Source organism: Pseudomonas sp. MIL9 (assembly GCF_016887925.1).
GTDB lineage: Bacteria > Pseudomonadota > Gammaproteobacteria > Pseudomonadales > Pseudomonadaceae > Aquipseudomonas > Aquipseudomonas mohnii.
Genome location: NZ_JAFEHE010000019.1, coordinates 41,696 through 62,662 on the forward strand (window position 1 = coordinate 41,696; position 20,967 = coordinate 62,662).

Sequence of the window (20,967 nt, forward strand, 5' to 3'; positions counted from 1 at the left end):
ACCAACATCGCGTTTTCGTGGGCTGGGCATGATAACGCAATGTTGGTTTTTAGCTTCAAGCTTCAAGTGTCGAGCGACAAGCTGTATCAAGCCTTTGGCTTGTTGCCTGCGGCTTGCAGCTTCTTGTCGATAGCCTCCATCAGCAGGCCGCCAATGTCGGTACCGAACGCATTATCGATCTCGCGAATGCAGGTCGGGCTGGTGACGTTGATTTCCGTCAGGTGCTCGCCAATGACGTCCAGACCTACGAACAGCAGGCCCTTTTCGCGCAGGGTCGGGCCGACTTGCGCGGCGATCCAGCGATCTTTCTCGGTCAGCGGGCGCGCTTCGCCACGGCCACCGGCGGCCAGGTTGCCACGGGTTTCGCCCTTGGCGGGAATGCGCGCCAGGCAGTAGTCCACCGGTTCGCCGTCGATCATCAGGATACGTTTGTCACCATCGATGATGGCGGGCAGGTAGCCCTGGATCATGATCTGCTGCTGACCGTGCAGGGTCAGGGTCTCGAGGATCACCGACAGGTTCGGGTGGCCCGCGGTGTGGCGGAAAATCGATGAGCCGCCCATGCCGTCCAGCGGCTTGAGGATCACGTCGCCGTGGTGGTCGGCGAATTCGCGCAGCACATCCGGGCGACGGCTGACGATGGTCGGCGGCGTGCACTGCGGGAACAGCGTGGCGAACAGTTTTTCGTTGCAGTCACGCAGGCTCTGCGGCTTGTTGACCACCAGCACGCCAGCACGCTCGGCCTGCTCCAGCAGGTACGTGGAGTAGACGAACTCCATGTCGAACGGAGGATCCTTGCGCATCAGGATCACGTCCAGATCACTGAGCAGTGCGTCTTGCTCGGCTTCCAGCTCGAACCATTTTTCAGGATTGGCGAAGACCTTCAGCGGACGCATCCGCGCCCGCGCCTGGCCTTCGGCCTGGTACAGGTCGCGCTGTTCCATATAGAACAGTTCCCAGCCGCGCTTCTGCGCGGCCAGCAGCATGGCCAGCGAGCTATCCTTTTTATAGGAAATGCTGGCAATAGGGTCCATGACAATCCCGACGCGAACGCTCATGGGTGTTTCCTCGAAAGTGGGTGAGGCCTATGTCGATCCCTGTAGGAGCCGGCTCGCTCCCACAAAAAATCAGTCCAAGAGACCGTATAAAAGTGGCGTCAGAGTGGCGCTGAGTGTGTTCCCGGTCAAGGAAAAACCACCGCGAAGGCTGGCCGATAGATTGGTGTTGGAGACTGTGCTAAAAAGGCTGCCAAGTGGTACTGGCCCTTGAACATCAAGGGTTTCGAGCCCTCCGGTTACCGGAAATGGACAATTTGATTCGCAAAGGCGACGGCAGAGCATTTATGGAACAGCATTCCAGCGCCTTGAAGGTCATGGTGATCGACGACTCGAAGACGATTCGTCGCACCGCCGAAACGCTGTTGAAAAACGTGGGCTGTGAAGTGATCACCGCCATCGACGGTTTCGATGCCCTGGCCAAGATTGCCGACAATCACCCCGGCATCATCTTTGTCGACATCATGATGCCGCGTCTGGATGGCTATCAGACCTGCGCTTTGATCAAGAACAACCCAGCGTTCAAGTCCACGCCAGTGATTATGTTGTCGTCCAAGGACGGGCTGTTCGACAAGGCCAAGGGGCGTATCGTCGGCTCCGACCAGTTTTTGACCAAGCCTTTCAGCAAGGAAGAACTGCTGAACGCGATCCAGGCCCATGTTCCGGGCTTTGCCGCCGTTTTGCCGCAGTAAGACACCTACAGTGACGCTCGGCCAACGGGCCTGGCGTCGACAAGAATGGGGAAGACCATGGCACGTATCCTGATCGTCGATGATTCGCCGACTGAAATGTACAAACTGACCGGCATGCTGGAAAAGCACGGTCATGAAGTATTGAAAGCCGAAAACGGCGCCGACGGCGTGGCCCTGGCGCGCCAGGAAAAGCCCGACGCAGTGTTGATGGACATCGTCATGCCCGGCCTCAACGGGTTTCAGGCGACCCGTCAGTTGACCAAGGACCCTGAAACCGGGCATATCCCGGTGATCATCATCACCACCAAGGATCAGGAAACCGACAAGGTCTGGGGCACGCGCCAAGGGGCCAGGGACTACCTGACCAAACCCGTCGACGAAGAAACCCTGATCAAGACCCTGAACAACGTATTGCCCGGTTGATCGTCCAGCCATGAGCGAGTCACTGACCGCCTTCGAGCTTCTGCTGCAGATCGACCAGCGTTGTCGTCTGCTGGCCGCGGACTTGCCGTCCCAGCCGCCCCGGCAGGACAGCTGGAGTGGCATCGGTTTTCGCGTGGGTGAACACTGGTATGTCGCGCCCATGGGCGAAGTCGGCGAAGTGCTGCACGAGCCGCGCTTCACGCAACTGCCCGGGGTCAAGCCCTGGGTCAAGGGCGTGGCCAACTTGCGCGGGCGGTTATTGCCGATCATGGACCTGTGTGGCTTTTTTGGTTACGAGCTGTCGACCGCGCGAAGACAGCGACGGGTATTGGTGGTGGAGCACGAAGATGTGTTTGCCGGCTTGATGGTCGACGAAGTCTTCGGCCTCCAGCACTTCGCTCGGGACAGCCTGGAGGCCGTACCCGCTGACGAATTGCAGGGGCCGATGGCGGCGTTCGTCGAAGGCTGTTTTCAGGGCGAGCAGCATTGGCGGGTGTTCAGCCCGTTTGCGTTGGCGCGATCCCAGGGATTCATGAACGTCGCGGTATAAACGTGGACCCTTGTGGGAGCGAGCTTGCTCGCGATGACGGACCCACAGCCAGCATTGCTATCGATTGATCCACCGCTATCGCGAGCACGCTCGCTCCCACAGGTACTTCGGCAAGCTTTAAAGGGTGTTGGTGACCGATGATAAAAGCAAAAACAGGCAAGCCAGTGGAAGGGTCGCGCAGTCGGTCGCAGATCATCGTGCTGTTCATCGCACTGATCATCTTCATCATGCTGCTGTTCGCCAACTTCGCGTATCTCAACACCCAGGCCACCTACGATAAGCAGTACATCGGCCACGCTGGCGAATTGCGCGTGCTGTCCCAGCGCATTGCCAAAAACGCCACCGAGGCCGCCGCCGGCAAGGCCGCGGCATTCAAGCTGCTCAGCGATGCGCGCAATGATTTTGCCCAGCGCTGGGGCTATCTGAAGAAAGGCGACCCGGCGACCGGCCTGCCGCCAGCGCCGGCTACCGTGCGCCCGGAAATGCGTGCCGTGCAACTGGATTGGGAACGCCTGCTGAAGAACACCGACGCCATTCTTTCCAGCGAGCAGACCGTGTTGTCGTTGCATCAGGTGGCCGCCACCCTCGCCGAAACCGTGCCGCAGTTGCAGGTCGAATACGAAAAAGTGGTGGAGATCCTGCTGCAACGCGGCGCCCCGGCGGGGCAGGTGGCGATGGCCCAGCGTCAATCGCTGCTGGCTGAACGGATTCTCGGCGCGGTGAACACGGTATTGTCCGGCGACGAAAACTCGCAGCAGGCCGCCGATGCTTTCGGTCGTGACGCGGCGCGTTTCGGTCTGGTGCTCAACGGCATGCTTCAGGGTAACGTGTCGCAGAGGATCAGCCAGGTCGAAGACCGCGATGCGCGCGCGCGACTGACCGAGATTTCCGAGCTGTTCGAGTTCGTCTCCGGCTCAGTGGACGAAATCCTCGAAACCTCGCCCGAACTGCTCAAGGTGCGCGAATCGGCCACCAACATTTTCAGCCTGTCGCAAACCCTGCTCGATGAAGCCTCGCACCTGGCCAGCGGTTTCGAAAACCTGGCGGGTGGGCGCACCACCGATACCATTGGCGGTTACGTACTGGGTTTGTTGGCGTTAACCTCGATCATCCTCATCGGTTTGGTGATGGTGCGTGAAACCAATCGCCAACTGCGGGAAACCGCCGAGAAAAACGAGCGCAACCAGAACGCGATCATGCGTCTGCTCGACGAGATCGAGGACCTGGCCGATGGCGACCTGACGGTCACGGCATCGGTCACCGAAGATTTCACCGGCACCATCGCCGACTCGATCAACTATTCCGTGGACCAACTGCGCGACCTGGTGGCGACCATCAACCTGACGGCCGGCCAGGTCGCGGCCGCCGTGCAGGAAACCCAGGCCACCGCGATGCATCTGGCGCAAGCGTCGGAGCATCAGGCGCAGCAGATCGCCGAAGCGTCTACCGCCATCAACGAGATGGCCGAGTCCATCGATCAAGTGTCGGCCAACGCCGCCGAATCTTCGGCGGTGGCCGAGCGTTCGGTGGAAATCGCCAACAAGGGCAACGAGGTGGTGCACAACACCATCCACGGCATGGACAACATCCGCGAACAAATTCAGGACACCGCCAAGCGAATCAAGCGTCTTGGCGAGTCTTCACAGGAAATCGGCGACATTGTCAGCCTGATCGATGACATTGCCGATCAAACCAACATCCTCGCGCTCAATGCGGCAATCCAGGCGTCCATGGCCGGTGATGCCGGGCGCGGCTTCGCGGTGGTCGCCGATGAAGTGCAACGTCTGGCCGAGCGTTCATCTGCGGCGACCCGGCAGATCGAAACCCTGGTGCGGGCGATTCAGACCGACACCAATGAAGCCGTGATTTCCATGGAGCAGACCACCACCGAAGTGGTGCGAGGTGCGCGGCTGGCGCAGGATGCCGGTGTGGCCCTGGAAGAAATCGAAGGGGTTTCCAAGACGCTGGCGGCGCTGATCCAGAGTATCTCTAACGCCGCACAACAACAGACGTCGTCTGCCGGTCAGATTTCCCTGACGATGAATGTGATCCAGCAAATCACGACGCAGACCTCGTCAGGTTCCACCGCCACCGCCGAGAGCATCGGCAACCTGGCGAAAATGGCCAGCCAGTTGCGGCGGTCGGTGTCCGGTTTCACCTTGCCGGCCGCCCAGGCGCAGGCGACGGACAACGCTTGAACCGCCTTCGGGCGTTGGCATTTTGACTGAAGTGGTAACTGGAGTGGTTATGGGTGATCGGCACGACTATGTGGCCCTCGAATGGGTCAAAGGCGAGATTGCCGAAACGCTGAAGCAGGCTCATCACGCCATCGAAACCCTGCTGGATGATCCGCAGGCGACGCACGCGTTGAGTGATTGCCTGGCGTGCATCCATCAGGTTCACGGCAGTTTGCAGATGGTCGAATTCTACGGCGCGGCCCTGCTCGCCGAAGAGATGGAGCAGCTTGTGTGCGCCATGCAACAAGGCCGCGTCAGCCACCGTGACGAGGCGCTGCACCTGTTGATGCAAGCCTTGGGGCAATTGCCGATTTACCTCGACCGGGTCCAGGGCGCGCGTCGCGACTTGCCGCTGGTGGTGCTGCCGCTGATCAACGACCTGCGCAGCGCCCGTGGTGAAGGCCTGTTGTCGGAAACCAGTCTGTTCAGCCCGCAGCTGCCCGATCTGCCGCCCCTGGATGAGGAATCGCTGGCGCTGCTGGAACCGGCGGAGCTGCCGGGCGTGCTGCGCAAATTGCGGCAAATGTTGCAGATGGCCCTGGTTGGCTTGCTCCGTGAGCAGGATGACGAGACTAACCTCGGTTATCTGGCCAAGGTATTCAGTCGTCTCGAAAGCCTGTGCGGTACCGCACCCTTGAGCCCGTTGTGGCAGGTCGCTTCGGCGCTGGTCGAAGGCATGCGCGGCGGTGCGATTGCCAACAGCCCCGCCTTGCGCAGCCTGTTCAAGGACGCCGACAAGGAGCTCAAGCGTCTGCTCGAACAGGGCATGTCCGCGATCAATCAACCGGCGCCGCCGGAGCTGCTCAAGAGTTTGCTGTTTTACATTGCCAAAGCCGAACACCCCACCGGGCAGATGCTGACCATGAAAGATCGCTACGGACTGGACGATGCGCTGCCTGACAGCGCGATGGTCGATGAAGAACGCGCACGGCTGGCCGGTCCCGACCGCGACGCCATGCGTTCGGTACTGGCGGCGCTCTGCGAGGAGCTGGTGCGGGTCAAGGAGCGCCTGGACCTGTTCGTGCGCAGCGACCGTCAACACGCCTCGGATCTCGACAGCCTGTTGGCGCCGCTGCGGCAAATCGCCGACACCCTGGCGGTGCTGGGTTTCGGTCAGCCGCGCAAGGTCATCATTGACCAATTGGCGGTGGTGCTGAGTCTCGCCCAGGGCCAGCGTGCGCCCGATGACGCGATTCTCATGGATGTGGCCGGGGCCTTGCTCTATGTCGAAGCGACGCTGGCCGGCATGGTCGGCACCGTGGAGCCGGAGAGTCAGGAAGAAAGCCGTCTGCCGACCACCGACCTGACGCAGATTCACCAGATCGTGATCAAGGAAGCGCGCATTTGCCTGCAGCAGGCCAAGGACATGATCGTCGACTACATCGACGCCGACTGGGACCGTCAGCATTTACAGGCGCTGCCGGCCCTGTTGACCCAGGTTCGCGGTGCGCTGGCGATGATTCCCTTGAGCCGCGCGGCCAGCCTGATCGAAACCTGCAATCACTTCATCCGCGAGCACCTGCTGCTCGATCCTGGCCAGCCCGACTGGCAGGAACTGGACAGCCTGGCCGACGTTATCGCCAGCCTCGAATACTACCTGGAGCGCCTTAACGATGACCCGGAAGCGCCTGGTGAGTCATTGCTCGATATCGCCGAAAAAAGCCTGGCGTCACTCGGTTTCTTCCCCAGCGAACAGCATGTGCCGGTGCTCGAGGATGTGTTGAGCCCGAGCGAAGCGCAGGTCATGCAGCAGATGCAGGAACTGGACGGCCCGGCCATCGTCCAGACCCTGGCGGATGTGATGGCCAGCCCGGTGTCGGCGCTGAACCCGCCCGCCCTGACCACGCCGGGCAGCCTGTTGCCGCCGCCTGCCGGTGAAGAGCCGGTGGATGACGAACTGCGCGAAGTGTTCCTTGAAGAGGCCGATGAGGTGCTGCAAATCCTTCGGGAATACGTGCCGCGCTGGTCGGCCGCCCCCAATGACCCGTCAGCCCTGGGGGAAGTGCGTCGCGCGTTCCATACGCTGAAGGGCAGTGGTCGAATGGTCCGTGCGCTGGTGCTCGGCGAACTGGCCTGGGCCGTGGAAAACCTGCTCAACCGCGTGCTGGAGCACAGCGTCGTACCGGGCGCTGCGGTGCAACAACTGTTGGCTGAAGTGGTGGCGCTGCTGCCGGAACTGGTGGCCGAATTTGCCGCCGGTGCACAACGCCAGCGCAACGACGTCGACCAATTGGCTGCCCGCGCCCATGCCCTGGCCAAGGGCGAGGAATGGGCCGCCGATGAAGATACCCAGGACGTCGCGGCCCTTGATCCCTTGCTGCTGGAGATCTTCCGCAAAGAAGCCGAAACCCATTTGAACAGCCTCAACCGCTTCCTGGATCAGGCTGCCGAACACGTGCCGCTGCAGGCCAGCGATGAGCTGCAACGCGCCTTGCACACCCTCAAGGGCAGCGCGTCGATGGCCGGGGTGTTGCCGATTGCCGAGCTGGCCGCGCCGCTGGATCAACTGGCCCGGGAATACAAGGCCCACCAGATCGCCCTGGATCTGGACGAAGTGGAATTGCTGCTGGAAGCCGAAGGTTTGTTCCGCCTCGGCTTGCGCCAACTGAAGATGGACCCGTTGGCCGAGATCCCTGACGCTGCGGCCTTGATCCAACGCACCCAGGCAGTGTTGGCCGAACGTCTGGCCAGCCTGTCGAACACCTCGAGCACAGGGCTGCGCATCAAGCGCGATCCGCAGTTGATCAACAACTTTCTGGCCCAGGGCATGGACATCCTGCTGGACGCCGAAAGCCTGTTGCAACGCTGGCAGCAACACCCTGGCGAACGCCAGGAACTCAGTGCGTTGCTGGATGAATTGACCACCCTCGGCGAAGGTGCGCACCTGGCCGATCTGCATCCTGTCGATGAGCTATGCGAAGCCTTGCTCGACCTTTACGGTGCGGTGGAAGAAAGCAGCCTGGCGGTCAGCGAGGCGTTTTTCCAGGAAGCGCAAAGTGCCCACGAAGCGCTGATCAACATGCTTGATGAACTGGCTGCCGGCCAGGAAGTCAGTCCGCGCCCGGAACGGATTCGCGCCTTGCACGGCCTGCTCGATCAGAGCCTCGACCCGTCGGCCATGGGCCTGATCCGTAGCGACGGCAGCCGCACCCTGAGCATCCGCGAACTGTCCGATGCCACCGCCGAACTCGAAAACAGCCTGCCCCCTGTGGGAGCGAGCCTGCTCGCGAAGGACGTCAACGATGACGCGTTATCGCAGGATAGACGCGGCGCCTGTGAGTCCATCGCGAGCAGGCTCGCTCCTGCAAAGGAACGTGAGCTGGACGACGAGATCGTTTCGATCTTCCTCGAAGAGGCCGTGGATATCCTCGAAAGCGCCGGCCAGGCCTTGCAGCGCTGGTTGGGCGAGCCGCAGAACGTCGCGCCGCTGTCGTCCTTGCAAAGGGACATGCACACCCTCAAGGGCGGTGCGCGCATGGCCGAGGTCGAGCCGGTCGGTGACCTGGCCCATGAACTGGAAAACCTCTACGAAGGCCTGGTCGACCGTCGTTACAGCTACAGCGTCGGGTTGACCGATTTGCTGCAACGCAGCCATGAGCGGTTGGCGCAATTGCTTGAGCAACTGCAACAGCACCAGCCCTTGGGCGACTCGAGCGAGTTGATCGAAGCGATCCGCGTGTTGCGCCAAGGGCAAACGGGCCACGCCGATGTGATCGAACCTGCGGCCAGCCATGACTCGGCCCATCACGACAGCGAGCTGCTGGACATCTTCCTCGAAGAAGGTTTCGACATCATCGAAAGCTCCGGTGCGGCGCTGGTGCGCTGGCAGGCCGAGCCGTCGAATCGTCAGGAAGTGGAAACCCTGCTGCGCGACCTGCACACGCTCAAGGGCGGCGCCCGTATGGTGGAAATCGCCCCGATCGGCGATTTGGCCCATGAGCTGGAGTTTCTCTACGAAGGTTTATCCACCGGGGTGCTGAAACCCACGTCAGCGTTGTTCGAGCTGCTGCAACGCAGCCATGACCGTCTGGCGCAAATGCTCGACGCGACCCGCGCCGGCGAACCCTTGCCGCCGGCCGATCGGCTGATCGACGCGATCAAGAACTTCAGCCACCCGACGCTGCCTGAAGCGCCAGCGCCAATCTCGCTGCCCGTCACCGCAAAAAACGAAGCCCCGCAGCAGCCCGATGCCGGGGCCGACATGGTCAAGGTTTCGGCGGAACTGCTCGATGACCTGGTCAACCTGGCCGGCGAGACATCGATCTTTCGCGGCCGCATCGAGCAGCAGGTCAGCGATGCGCAAATCACCCTGAACGAGATGGAAACCACCATCGAGCGGATGCGCGATCAACTGCGTCGACTCGATATCGAAACCCAGGGCCGGATCCTCAGTCGCCAGCAAGTCGACGCCGAACGGCTGGGTTACGAGGAATTCGATCCGCTGGAGATGGACCGTCACTCGCAATTGCAGCAACTGTCGCGGGCGCTGTTCGAATCGGCCTCCGACCTGCTCGACCTCAAGGAAACCCTCGACCGGCGCAACCAGGACGCGGAAAACCTGCTGCAACAGCAAGGCCGCATCAACACCGAACTGCAGGAAGGCCTGATGCATACGCGCATGGTGCCGTTCGAGCGGATGCTGCCGCGCTTGAAGCGCATCGTTCGTCAGGTGTCCGAAGAGTTGGGCAAGGACGTCGAGTTCATCGTCGAAAATGCTGAAGGCGAGATGGATCGCAACGTGCTCGAACGCATGGCCGCGCCGCTTGAGCACATGCTGCGCAACGCCGTGGACCATGGCCTGGAATCTGCCGAGGCGCGAATAGCGGCGGGTAAACCGGCACAGGGACGGATCACCCTCGATCTGTTGCGCGAGGGCGGCGACATCATTTTCGATATTCGCGACGACGGTGCCGGCGTGCCCCTGGAGGCGGTGCGGCGCAAGGCGATCAAGCGCGGTTTGCTCGACCCGAACAGCGAGATCAGCGACCGCGACGTGCTGCAATTCATCCTCCAGCCAGGGTTCTCCACGGCCGAGAAAATCACCCAGATTTCCGGGCGGGGCGTCGGCATGGATGTCGTGCATGAAGAAGTCCGGCAACTGGGCGGCAGCATGAGCATCGATTCCGTACGGGGGCAGGGCGTGCACTTCCGCATTCGCCTGCCGTTCACGGTGTCGGTCAACCGCGCGCTGATGGTGCAATGTGGCGAGGATCAGTACGCGATCCCGCTGAACACCATCGATGGCATCGTCCGTGTGCTGCCCAACGAGCTCGAAGGGCATTTCCGCCTCGACCCGCCGACCTATGAATACGCCGGGCAGCGCTATGAACTGTGCTACCTGGGCGAACTGCTGAAAACCAGTCCACGGCCAAAACTGCTGGGCCAGAACCTGCCGCTGCCGGTGCTGCTGGTGCAGTGCAACGAACGGCACATCGCGGTGCTGGTCGATGCCATGGCCGGCACTCGCGAGATCGTGGTCAAGAGCCTCGGCCCGCAGTTCGCGGCCGTGAAGGGCGTGTCCGGCGCGACGATCCTGGGGGATGGCCGGGTGGTGCTGATCCTGGATTTGCTGGCGCCGATCCGCGCCCTGCAAGCCCATGTGCCACAGCGTCCGGCGAATCCCGATACCGAGAGCGAGCCGCAACGGCCGTTGCTGATCATGGTGGTCGATGACTCGGTCACCGTGCGCAAGGTCACCAGCCGCTTGCTCGAACGCCACGGCATGAACGTGCTGACGGCCAAGGACGGGGTCGACGCCATGCTGCTGCTTGAAGAACACATGCCCGACGTATTGCTGCTCGACATCGAAATGCCGCGCATGGACGGTTTCGAAGTGGCAACGCTGGTGCGCAGCGACGAGCGTTTGAAGCACCTGCCGATCATCATGATCACCTCGCGCACCGGGCAGAAACACCGCGACCGCGCCATGGCCATCGGCGTCAACGACTACCTCGGCAAGCCGTACCAGGAGTCGGTACTGCTCGAAAGCATCGCCCTATGGAGCAAAACCCATGCTTGAGCGGCTGATCGACCAGCGCACCAGCCACCTCACCGGCCTCTTGCTGCCACTGGCCGACCGCAACCTGATCCTGCCCAACGTCGCGGTCGCCGAACTGATCGACTACCAGCCCGCGGCATTCGACCTCGACACGCCGCCCTGGTATCTGGGGCGAGTACCGTGGCGCAACCGGCAAATCCCGCTGCTCAGTTTCGAGTCGGCGTGCGGCAGTAAAATCATCATCGGTGAGCGCGCACGAATCGTCATCCTCAACGCCCTCGGCGGCCGCCCCGAGCTGAAATTCATCGCCATGCTGGTCCAGGGCATTCCCCGCTCGTACAAGCTCGACAGTCAATTGAGCTATGTCGACGTGCCGCTGTGCTCGCTGGAAAAAGCAGCGGTGCAAGTGGGTGATCAAGTGGCCAGGGTTCCGGATTTGCTGGCGTTGGAAGAGTTGTTGGTGGGGGCGGGGTTGGTTTGAAGGTTCCCTTTCTGGGACTTATTGGTTGCTGATGTGGAAACCCTTTTGGAGTCCAAGGATGGGCAGCAACGAGAATCTGGAAAACCTGTTACGTAGCGGTGGACTGAAGGCCGAAGCGCTTTCTGCGCCACCCGGACCAACAACGGCGCAGTACGCCTCGAAACGTTTTGACGGCCCCATCGCCGGCAAGCCGGCTCCCACAGTGTCCGTGTATTGCCCAACATCGCTGGCAACCACGATACCTGTGGGAGCGGGCTTGCCCGCGAAGTCGTCAGCCCTGAGAACGCAACGCTCCTGGACCATTAACCTGACCGTAACAATCCACCACGCTGCTTGATTGATACCCCCCACCCAACGCTCCTAAGGTGACCCCACGACAGCGAACCCGTGGAGTGGTCATGACAACAACAATATCCCCCGACTCGCGATGGACGCGGCGGCGCAGCGAAAAGCAGCGGCGTCTCGAACTGGTGCGGGGTCTTGCCGACGGTGTGGTGTTGCCCACCGACAAGATCGTGGCGGCGCTGGAGGCGTTGATTCTGCCCGGCGACCGTGTGGTGCTGGAGGGCAACAACCAGAAGCAGGCGGATTTTCTCTCTCGCTCCTTGGTCAAGGCCGATCCCGGCAAGCTGCATGATTTGCACATGATCATGCCCAGCGTCGGGCGCGCCGAGCATCTGGACCTGTTCGAACGCGGCATCGCCAGCAAACTCGACTTCGCCTTCGCCGGCGCGCAAAGCTTGCGCATCAGCCAGTTGCTCGAAGACGGCCTGCTGGAAATCGGCGCGATCCACACCTACATCGAACTCTATGCGCGGCTGGTGGTGGACCTGATTCCCAATGTCGTGCTCTCGGCCGGGTTCATGGCCGACCGCGCCGGCAACATCTACACCGGGGCAAGTACCGAAGACACCCCGGCCCTGATCGAGCCGGCCGCGTTCAGCGACGGCATCGTCATCGTCCAGGTCAACCAGTTGGTGGACGACGTCAGCGAGTTGCCCCGCGTCGACATTCCCGCGTCCTGGGTCGACTTCGTGGTGGTGGCCGACAAGCCGTTCTACATCGAACCGCTGTTCACCCGCGACCCCCGGCACATCAAGCCTGTGCACGTGCTGATGGCAATGATGGCGATTCGCGGCATCTACGAAAAACACAACGTTCAGTCGCTCAATCACGGCATCGGTTTCAACACTGCCGCCATCGAGCTGATCCTGCCGACCTACGGCGAATCCCTTGGATTGAAGGGCAAGATCTGCCGCAACTGGACACTCAATCCGCACCCGACGCTGATCCCGGCGATTGAAAGCGGTTGGGTCGAAAGCGTGCATTGCTTCGGCACCGAACTGGGCATGGAAAACTACATCGCCGCCCGGCCTGACGTGTTCTTCACCGGGCGTGACGGTTCCATGCGCTCCAACCGCATGTTCAGCCAGCTCGCCGGGCAATACGCGGTGGACCTGTTTATCGGCGCCACCCTGCAAGTCGATGGCGACGGCCATTCTTCAACCGTGACCCGTGGACGCCTGGCCGGTTTCGGTGGGGCGCCGAACATGGGCCACGATCCGCGTGGTCGGCGCCACGGTACGCCGGCCTGGCTCGACATGCGCCACAGCGACGCGCCTGAACCGATGCTCGAACGCGGCAAAAAACTCGTGGTGCAGATGGTCGAGACCTTCCAGGAGGGCGGCAAGCCGACCTTCGTCGAAACCCTCGATGCGATCGACGTGGCGAAGAAAAGCGGCATGCCATTGGCGCCGATCATGATCTACGGCGACGACGTCACCCATCTGCTCACCGAAGAAGGCATCGCCTACCTGTACAAGGCGCGCTCGCTGGAAGAGCGCCGGGCGATGATTGCCGCCGTCGCCGGGGTGACCGCTATCGGCCTGCGTCATAACCCCAAAGACACGGCGCGCATGCGCCGTGAAGGGCTGATCGCCTTGCCCGAAGACCTGGGTATCCGCCGCACCGACGCCACCCGCGAATTGCTCGCCGCCAAAAGCGTGGCCGATCTGGTCGAGTGGTCCGGTGGTCTCTACAACCCGCCCGCCAAATTCAGGAGCTGGTAATGCACGCATTCAACCTGCAAGCGAAAACCCTGACCCTGGCTGACCGGCTGGCGGACCTGGCGGTGGACGCGCTGATCGACGAAGCGGACCTGTCGCCGAAACCGGCGCTGGTGGACCGACGCGGCAGCGGCGCCCATACCGATTTGCACCTGGGGCTGATGCACGCCTCGGCACTGGCATTGTGGCCGGCATTCAAGGAAATGGCTGAAGTCGCCATCGAGATCGGCGAGATCGGTTTGCCCCTGCGTGAGGTCATCGGGCTGATCGGCCGAGAAGGTGAGCAAGCGATGCTCGCCACCACCCACGGCGTGAATACCCATCGCGGGGCCATCTGGGCGTTGGGCCTGTTGGTCGCGGCTGCCGCGCTGGAGCCTGAATCCACTGCCGCAGGTTCCATCGCTTTGCGCGCCGCACGCCTGGCCTTGCTCGACGACCGCCATGCGCCAAGGCCTTTGAGCCATGGTGCCCAGGTCGCCCAGCGCTACGGCGCTCGCGGTGCCCGGGAAGAAGCGCAGTTGGGCTTCCCGGCCGTCACCCAACGCGCACTGCCGCAACTCAAGCGCAGCCGCGCCGCCGGCCATGGCGAACAGAACGCCCGGCTCGATGCACTGCTGGCGATCATGACCCGACTGGCCGACACCTGCGTGCTCTACCGCGCGGGCGAACAAGGCCTGCACACCATGCAGTGTGGCGCCCAGGCGGTGCTCGACGCGGGCGGCAGTGCCAGCCTCGCCGGTCGCCGTCGCTTGCACGAGCTGGACCAACAATTAATCGCGCTGAATGCCTCGCCCGGTGGTGCTGCCGATCTGCTCGCAGCCTGCCTGTTCATCGACCGCATCGAATCCCGCGACGGCATTAATCAGGGAGCTTTTTGATGGAAACCTTATCCTTTGAATTCCCCGCCGGGCAGCCGCCACGCGGCCGCACACTGGTGGGCTGTGTCGGCTCGGGCGATCTGGAAGTGCTGATCGAGCCGGGTCAGGCCGGCAAGCTGACCATCACCGTGCAGACCTCGGTCAATGGCAGCGAACAACGCTGGCGGCACCTGTTTGCACGGATGTTCGACGGGCAGACCCCTCCGGCGATGGACATCGACATTCACGATTTCGGCGCCACCCCCGGCGTGGTGCGTTTGCGCCTGGAGCAGGGCTTCGAGGAGATCGGCCATGACTGACAGCGCAGATCTGCTGCACAAGCACAGCTTCGTCGAACTCGGCGCCCGCCAACGGGCGAAAGCCTTGCTCGATGTCGGCACCTTTCGCGAATTGCTCGATCCGTTTCAACGGGTCATGTCGCCCTGGTTGTCACGTCAGGGTGTGGTGCCACAGGCCGATGACGGCGTGATCATTGCCAAGGGCAGCATCGACGGTTTGCCGGTGGTGATCGGGGCTATCGAAGGGGCTTTCCAGGGCGGCAGCCTCGGTGAAGTCGGCGGGGCGAAACTGGCCGGTGCCCTGGAGCTGGCGGCCGAAGACAACCGCAACGGCATCCCGACCCGTGCCGTGCTGCTGCTGGAAACCGGTGGCGTGCGTTTGCAGGAAGCCAACCTCGGCTTGGCGGCGATTGCCGATGTTCATGCGGCGATTGTCGACCTGCGCCAATACCAACCCGTGATTGGCGTGGTGGCCGGCAGTGTGGGCTGCTTCGGCGGCATGTCGATTGCCGCGGGCTTGTGCAGCTACTTGCTGGTGACCCAGGAAGCGCGCCTCGGCCTGAACGGCCCACAGGTGATCGAACAGGAGGCCGGGCTTGAGGAATACGACTCGCGGGATCGTCCGTTCATCTGGAGCCTGACTGGTGGCGAGCAACGGTTTGCCACCGGCCTGGTGGATCGCTACGCCGAGGACGATGTGGCTCAGATACGCCAGCAGGTCAGCGCATTGCTCAAGCAGGGTTTGCCCGCACAGCACCGCAGCACTCAGGCCGAACTGTTCCTGCAACGGCTGGCGCGTCTGGACGCCGGGCCGCAAATCGAGCCTTCAATGGTTCGCGATCTGTATCAAGGAGAGCGCTCATGAGTTCGTATTCCCTGAGAGGCTTGAACTGGTTCAACGCCTTGAGTGCTGGCGCCAAAGCGGTCGAAGGTTTGCCGGCTTCGCTGAAGGTGGCGGATGGATTTTTAGGTGAACAAGCCGTTCGGTTTATCGCGGTGGTGGCCGACCCGGATAACCGTTTCGTCCGTGCCCGTCACGGCGAAGTCGGCTTGCTCGAAGGCTGGGGCCTGGCCAAGGCGGTGGATGAAGTCATTGCGGCCGATCAGGACAAAGCGCAAAAACGTGCCTTGATCGCCATCGTCGACGTTCCGAGCCAGGCTTATGGCCGACGCGAAGAAGCGCTCGGTATTCATCAGGCCCTGGCCGGTGCCGCCGACAGTTATGCCCGTGCCCGCCTGGCCGGCCACGCCGTGATCGGCTTGTTGGTGGGCAAGGCCATGTCCGGGGCGTTTCTCGCTCATGGTTATCAAGCCAACCGGCTGATTGCCCTGCGTGATCCTGGGGTGATGGTGCATGCCATGGGCAAGGCTTCGGCGGCGCGGGTGACGCTGCGAAGTGTCGAAGAACTGGAAACCCTGGCCGCCAGCGTGCCGCCGATGGCCTATGACATCGACAGCTATGCCAGCCTCGGTTTGCTCTGGGAAACCTTATCGGTGGAGCAGATCGAACAACCCTCGGCGAACGATCTGGCGCGGGTGACTGAGTGCCTGACGTTGGCGATCGGCGATGTCGCTGCCAAGGGACGCGACCTGAGCGGCCGCCTCGGTGCCGCCCATCGCGCGGCCTCAAGCCAGGTTCGCCAATTGCTGAGGGCGCAGTGGTGAGCACGCTGCTGGCCCACGACCTGCTCTGGGGGATGACCCCGGCGCAGTTGCCTGCGGATGCGCCTGCGTGGGTGATCGAGTCTGTCCTTGCCGGGCAACCGGTGGTGGTACGACGGGCCTTGTCAGCGGCCGGGCAGGTCGCGGTCGGTGTGCGTGGCCGTCTGCGTGAGCAGCGTTACGCGGCGTCTATGGCGATCCGGTCGATCACCCGTCGGGTCACGCCGGAAGCATTGCGCCATGTCGTGATCGACCGTGATCTGCCGGTGGTGAAAGCCCTGGCTCAATTGCGGCCCCTGCTCGATAGCTGTGGTTGGGTCTGGGGTGTCAGCGGCAGTGCCGGGTTTCAGCTGGCCAGCGGATTTTCAGCCCTGCACGAGGGCAGTGATCTCGACCTGATCCTGCGCACGCCGCAGCCGCTGAGTCGTACCCGTGCTCAAGCGTTGCTGGCGACGCTCGACACCGCCATGTGCGTGGTGGACATGCAATTGCAGACGCCATTTGGCGCCGTCGCCTTGCGTGAATGGGCCGGCTCTTCGAATCGCGTGCTGCTCAAGAGCGCAAGCCAGGCCTGTCTGGTGCTCGATCCATGGAATCCGCAGGAGCAGGCAGCGTGAGCAGCTTGTTGGTGTTCCCCGGCCAGGGCGCGCAGCAGCCGGGCATGCTTCAGCGCTTGCCTCGGGAAACCCTGAGCGAGGCCAGCGACGTGCTCGGCGAGGATGTCTTGCGGCTGGATTCTGCTGCGGCTTTGCAGTCGACGCGGGCCGTTCAGCTGTGCCTGTTGATCGCGGGTGTGGCGGCCTCACGGCAGCTGTCAGTGGCTGCGGATTACGTCGCCGGATTGTCGATCGGCGCCTACCCGGCAGCGGTGGTGGCCGGTGCCCTGAGTTTCAGCGATGCGTTGCATCTGGTCAGCCTGCGCGGTGAGTTGATGCAGCAGGCTTATCCTCAGGGCTACGGCATGACCGCGATCATCGGTCTGGATCTGGCTACGGTAGAAGGTTTGCTGGCCCGGGTTCACGGCGACGACACGCCGGTTTACCTGGCCAACATCAACGCTGATAACCAGGTGGTGATTGCCGGCAGCGATGGGGCGATGAAAGCTGTCGCCGAGTTGGCGAAAGTGAATGGCGCCGGGCTGGCCAAGCGTCTGGCGGTGAGCGTGCCGTCGCACTGTCCGCTGCTGGATGCGCCGGCGAAGGTCCTGGCCGAAGCCTTCGCCACGGTGCCACTGAAAACGCCGGTCCTGGGTTATCTCAGCGGCAGCCGCGCGCGGATGGTGACCCACATCGAAGCGTTGCGCGACGACCTCGCTTTCAACATGTGCCGCGTGGTGGATTGGCGCGGCACGGTACAAAGCGCTTATGAGCGCGGCGTACGTCTACAGATCGAACTGCCGCCCGGTGCGGTGTTGACCGGGCTGGCGCGCCGGGTGTTCGAGCAGGGCACCGTGATGGCTTTCGACGGTGCACGGCTCGATACCCTGCAGGCGCTGTTGCGTGAGGAGGGAAGCCGCCAATCCTAGATCACTGACTCAGGCTTCGAACAACAAAAACAATATTCGACGATGCAATTTGAGGACGACAATAATGATTATTTACGGTGTGGCGCTGTTGGCGATCTGTACGCTGGCAGGGGTGATCATGGGTGACATGCTGGGCGTGTTGCTGGGCGTCAAATCCAACGTCGGCGGGGTCGGGATCGCGATGATCCTGCTGATCTGCGCGCGGTTGTGGATGCACAAGCGTGGCGGCATGACCAGGGACTGCGAGATGGGCGTCGGTTTCTGGGGCGCGATGTACATTCCGGTGGTGGTGGCGATGGCCGCGCAACAGAACGTGGTCACGGCGCTGCACGGCGGCCCGGTGGCGGTGCTGGCGGCCATCGGTTCGGTGGTGGTCTGCGGCTGCACCATTGCGCTGATCAGCCGGACTCACAAAGGCGAACCCTTGCCCGACGAACCGGCGGAAATAACCCCGGTTGGCGCATCGGCAGGAGGTCGCTGATATGTGGGATCTCATCGAGAAAGGCTTGGAACATAACGGTCTGGTCACGGCGTTCGCGTTCGTTGGCGTGATCATGTGGGTGTCGGTGGTGGTGTCCAAACGCCTGACTTTCGGGCGCATTCACGGCTCGGCGATTGCCATCGTCATCGGCCTGGTCCTGGCCTGGGTCGGCGGCACCATGACCGGCGGGCAAAAAGGCCTGGCGGACCTGACGCTGTTCTCCGGCATCGGCCTGATGGGCGGCGCCATGTTGCGCGACTTTGCCATCGTCGCCACGGCGTTCGAAGTGCAGGCGACGGAAGCGAAAAAGGCCGGGTTGATCGGGGTGATTGCGCTCCTGCTGGGCACGGTGTTGCCGTTCATTGTCGGCGCGAGCATCGCCTGGGCATTTGGTTATCGCGATGCGGTGAGCATGACCACCATCGGCGCCGGTGCGGTGACCTACATCGTCGGGCCGGTGACCGGGGCAGCGATTGGTGCCAGTTCCGATCTGGTGGCGTTGTCGATTGCCACCGGGCTGATCAAGGCGATTCTGGTGATGGTCGGCACGCCGATGGCGGCGCGCTGGATGGGCCTGGATAACCCGCGTTCGGCCATGGTGTTTGGCGGCCTGGCCGGGACGGTCAGCGGTGTGACGGCGGGGCTGGCGGCGACGGATCGGCGCCTGGTGCCTTATGGTGCGTTGACGGCGACCTTCCATACCGGGCTGGGCTGCTTGCTGGGGCCTTCGTTGTTGTTCTTCATTGTGCGCGGGATTGTCGGTTAGGTCTGGATCTGCGGCGTCTGTTCTGACGCATTCGCCGGCAAGCCGGCTCCCACAGGGATATGCATTCCCCTGTGGGAGCGTGGCTTGCCCGCGATGCAGGCAACTCGGTCTCAACCCTGCCGATTGGCATACATCCGACACTCTGCCAATAGCGCCAGCAGATTCGGGTCACGCTCCTTGGCCTTGAGAAACACCACGCCGATGTGCTGCTGCAACCGGTATTTTTCCTGCAACGGGATCAGCTTCACCCGGTTCTCGTACACCGCCGCAATCCTGCCCGGCAGCAATGCATAACCCACCCCCGAACTGACCATGCTCAGCAAGGTGAAGATGTCGTTGACCTGCATCGCCACCTTCGGCTCGAACCCCGCCTGCTCGAATACCCGCTTGCCGTCCTGATGGGTGGCGAAGCCCTGGGTCAGGGTGATGAAGGTTTCGTCGCGCACTTCGGCGAGGTCGACTTCGGTGCGTTGGGCGAACTTCGAATCGGCCGGCGTGGCGAGGAAGATATCGTCGGAAAACAGTTGGATCTGCTCGCAATCCGGGTCGTTGATGCTGTCGTCCAGGGACACCAGGATCGCATCCACTTCCATGTTCTTGAGCTTGTAGAGCAGGTCGAAATTCGAACCAAGGATCAGGTCGATGTTGAGTTCGCTGCGGCGGATTTTCAGCCCCATGATCAACTGCGGCACGGTCTTCACGGTCAGCGAATACAGCGAGCCCAGTTTGAAACGTTCAGCGGAAAATCCGGCGGCCTCGCGGGTCAGGCGTACGCTCTCGAGCACGTCCTGAATCAGCTTCTGCGCCCGTTCTTCCAGCACGTAGGCGCTTTCCAGCGGGGTCAGGTTGCGGCCTTCGTGTTTGAACAACGGGCAGCGCAAGGCGCTTTCCAGAGAGTGGATCGCCCGGTGCACGCTGACGTTGCTGGTCTGTAACTCGGCCGCGGCCCGGGCCAGATTGCCGGTGCGCATGAAGGCCAGGAACACCTCGAGTTTTTTCAGGGTCAACTCTTCGTCAATCAGCATGGCGCGGACTCTTTTTGGAATGATCCGATTGTGCCTATTTACATTGGGTTACGCAGACCTTTGTGGGCGCTGGCTTGCCAGCGATGGCGTCATGAAGATCAACGTAGAGTTTGGGGTCCTGTCGCCAGCACGCTGGCTACAAAGAGATTTGTGTTTTGAAGCATTGCGCTTTTACGCTTGAAGCCTGAGCCTTGCGCACGGCGGTAACGAAATCTCGAGGTGAGCAATACATGTATCACGGGGAAAGACTCAATGCCTGGACGCATCTGATCGGGGCGGTAGCGGCGTTTGTCGGGGGTGTCTGGCTGATCGTCGTCGCCAGTCTGGACGGCAGTCCGTGGAAGATTGTCAGCATGGCGATCTACGCCTTCACCTTGCTGGTGCTGTACAGCGCGTCGACCGTGTACCACAGCGTGCGCGGGCGCAAGAAAGTGATCATGCAGAAGGTCGATCACTTTTCGATCTACCTGTTGATCGCCGGCAGCTATACGCCGTTTTGCCTGGTGACCTTGCGCGGGCCCTGGGGCTGGACGTTGTTCGGGATTGTCTGGGGGCTGGCGCTGATCGGCATTTTGCAGGAGATCAAGCCGCGCTCGGAAGCGCGGATTCTGTCGATCGTGATTTACGCGGTGATGGGCTGGATCGTGCTGGTGGCGGTCAAGCCATTACTGGCGGCGCTGGGTGGCGCCGGGTTTGCGTGGTTGGCCTCGGGCGGGGTGTTGTACACCGTGGGCATTATCTTTTTTGCCCTCGATCATCGTCTGCGCCATGCCCACGGGATCTGGCATCTGTTCGTGATTGCCGGGAGCCTGCTGCACTTCGTGGCGATTTTCTTTTATGTCCTGTGACC

General features: G+C 62.2%; 18 protein-coding genes. 16 read left to right on the forward strand and 2 right to left on the reverse strand.

Annotated elements, in window-relative coordinates; genetic code table 11:
• Positions 1-86: 86 nt before the first annotated feature.
• Positions 87-1,058 carry a glutathione synthase gene (gshB, locus tag JQF37_RS19230; RefSeq protein WP_130206653.1) on the reverse strand — a complete coding sequence of 324 codons (972 nt, stop codon included), beginning with the start codon at positions 1,056-1,058 and terminating at the stop codon, positions 87-89.
• A 284-nt stretch (positions 1,059-1,342) separates the two neighbouring features.
• On the opposite strand from gshB, the gene pilG reads away from it, so the two are divergent.
• The 15 genes from pilG (at position 1,343) to madM (ending at position 19,092) form a co-directional block, all read left to right on the forward strand.
• Positions 1,343-1,747 (forward strand): twitching motility response regulator PilG, encoded by a 405-nt coding sequence (pilG, locus tag JQF37_RS19235; protein WP_090326068.1) that lies wholly within the window; start codon positions 1,343-1,345, stop codon positions 1,745-1,747.
• A 57-nt stretch (positions 1,748-1,804) separates the two neighbouring features.
• Positions 1,805-2,170 (forward strand): twitching motility response regulator PilH, encoded by a 366-nt coding sequence (gene pilH / locus JQF37_RS19240; RefSeq protein ID WP_047539122.1) that lies wholly within the window; start codon positions 1,805-1,807, stop codon positions 2,168-2,170.
• Between the two features lie 10 nt (positions 2,171-2,180).
• A complete protein-coding gene (locus JQF37_RS19245) occupies positions 2,181-2,720 on the forward strand; it encodes a chemotaxis protein CheW (protein WP_130206651.1) in 540 nt (179 codons plus the stop codon).
• A 137-nt stretch (positions 2,721-2,857) separates the two neighbouring features.
• Entirely contained in the window at positions 2,858-4,918 is a 2,061-nt protein-coding gene (locus tag JQF37_RS19250) for a methyl-accepting chemotaxis protein (protein WP_130206647.1), read from the forward strand.
• Between the two features lie 49 nt (positions 4,919-4,967).
• A complete protein-coding gene (locus JQF37_RS19255) occupies positions 4,968-10,976 on the forward strand; it encodes an Hpt domain-containing protein (protein WP_130206645.1) in 6,009 nt (2,002 codons plus the stop codon).
• Positions 10,969-11,436 carry a chemotaxis protein CheW gene (locus tag JQF37_RS19260; protein ID WP_130206643.1) on the forward strand — a complete coding sequence of 156 codons (468 nt, stop codon included), beginning with the start codon at positions 10,969-10,971 and terminating at the stop codon, positions 11,434-11,436. Before JQF37_RS19255 ends, JQF37_RS19260 begins: the two co-directional genes overlap by 8 nt.
• Positions 11,437-11,834: 398 nt before the next feature.
• On the forward strand, positions 11,835-13,505 hold the full coding sequence (mdcA, locus tag JQF37_RS19265; protein WP_130206641.1) for a malonate decarboxylase subunit alpha: 1,671 nt from the start codon (positions 11,835-11,837) through the stop codon (positions 13,503-13,505).
• On the forward strand, positions 13,505-14,380 hold the full coding sequence (locus JQF37_RS19270) for a triphosphoribosyl-dephospho-CoA synthase (RefSeq protein WP_130206639.1): 876 nt from the start codon (positions 13,505-13,507) through the stop codon (positions 14,378-14,380). The genes mdcA and JQF37_RS19270 overlap by 1 nt, the downstream gene beginning before the upstream one ends.
• The gene (locus tag JQF37_RS19275) at positions 14,380-14,679 is read left to right on the forward strand and encodes a malonate decarboxylase subunit delta (RefSeq protein ID WP_130206637.1); all 300 of its coding nucleotides are present in this window, start codon (positions 14,380-14,382) and stop codon (positions 14,677-14,679) included. The genes JQF37_RS19270 and JQF37_RS19275 overlap by 1 nt, the downstream gene beginning before the upstream one ends.
• Entirely contained in the window at positions 14,672-15,523 is an 852-nt protein-coding gene (locus JQF37_RS19280; protein WP_130206635.1) for a biotin-independent malonate decarboxylase subunit beta, read from the forward strand. Before JQF37_RS19275 ends, JQF37_RS19280 begins: the two co-directional genes overlap by 8 nt.
• Positions 15,520-16,323: a biotin-independent malonate decarboxylase subunit gamma gene (gene mdcE / locus JQF37_RS19285; protein ID WP_130206633.1), complete on the forward strand. Its 804-nt coding sequence runs from the start codon at positions 15,520-15,522 to the stop codon at positions 16,321-16,323. Before JQF37_RS19280 ends, mdcE begins: the two co-directional genes overlap by 4 nt.
• Positions 16,317-16,937 carry a malonate decarboxylase holo-ACP synthase gene (locus JQF37_RS19290; protein WP_130206631.1) on the forward strand — a complete coding sequence of 207 codons (621 nt, stop codon included), beginning with the start codon at positions 16,317-16,319 and terminating at the stop codon, positions 16,935-16,937. The genes mdcE and JQF37_RS19290 overlap by 7 nt, the downstream gene beginning before the upstream one ends.
• Positions 16,934-17,845: a malonate decarboxylase subunit epsilon gene (gene mdcH, locus JQF37_RS19295; RefSeq protein WP_130206629.1), complete on the forward strand. Its 912-nt coding sequence runs from the start codon at positions 16,934-16,936 to the stop codon at positions 17,843-17,845. The genes JQF37_RS19290 and mdcH overlap by 4 nt, the downstream gene beginning before the upstream one ends.
• A gap of 64 nt (positions 17,846-17,909) precedes the next feature.
• Positions 17,910-18,326 (forward strand): malonate transporter subunit MadL, encoded by a 417-nt coding sequence (madL, locus tag JQF37_RS19300; RefSeq protein ID WP_130206627.1) that lies wholly within the window; start codon positions 17,910-17,912, stop codon positions 18,324-18,326.
• Position 18,327: 1 nt separating this feature from the next.
• Positions 18,328-19,092, forward strand: coding sequence for a malonate transporter subunit MadM (madM, locus tag JQF37_RS19305; RefSeq protein ID WP_130206625.1), 765 nt, complete (start codon positions 18,328-18,330; stop codon positions 19,090-19,092).
• 110 nt (positions 19,093-19,202) lie between these two features.
• On the opposite strand, the gene JQF37_RS19310 is transcribed toward madM, so the two are convergent.
• Positions 19,203-20,117: a LysR substrate-binding domain-containing protein gene (locus tag JQF37_RS19310; RefSeq protein ID WP_130206623.1), complete on the reverse strand. Its 915-nt coding sequence runs from the start codon at positions 20,115-20,117 to the stop codon at positions 19,203-19,205.
• 230 nt (positions 20,118-20,347) lie between these two features.
• Here JQF37_RS19310 and JQF37_RS19315 point away from each other — a divergent pair, with 230 nt between their 5' ends.
• Positions 20,348-20,965: a hemolysin III family protein gene (locus JQF37_RS19315; protein ID WP_047534461.1), complete on the forward strand. Its 618-nt coding sequence runs from the start codon at positions 20,348-20,350 to the stop codon at positions 20,963-20,965.
• The last annotated feature ends 2 nt before the right edge of the window (positions 20,966-20,967 follow it).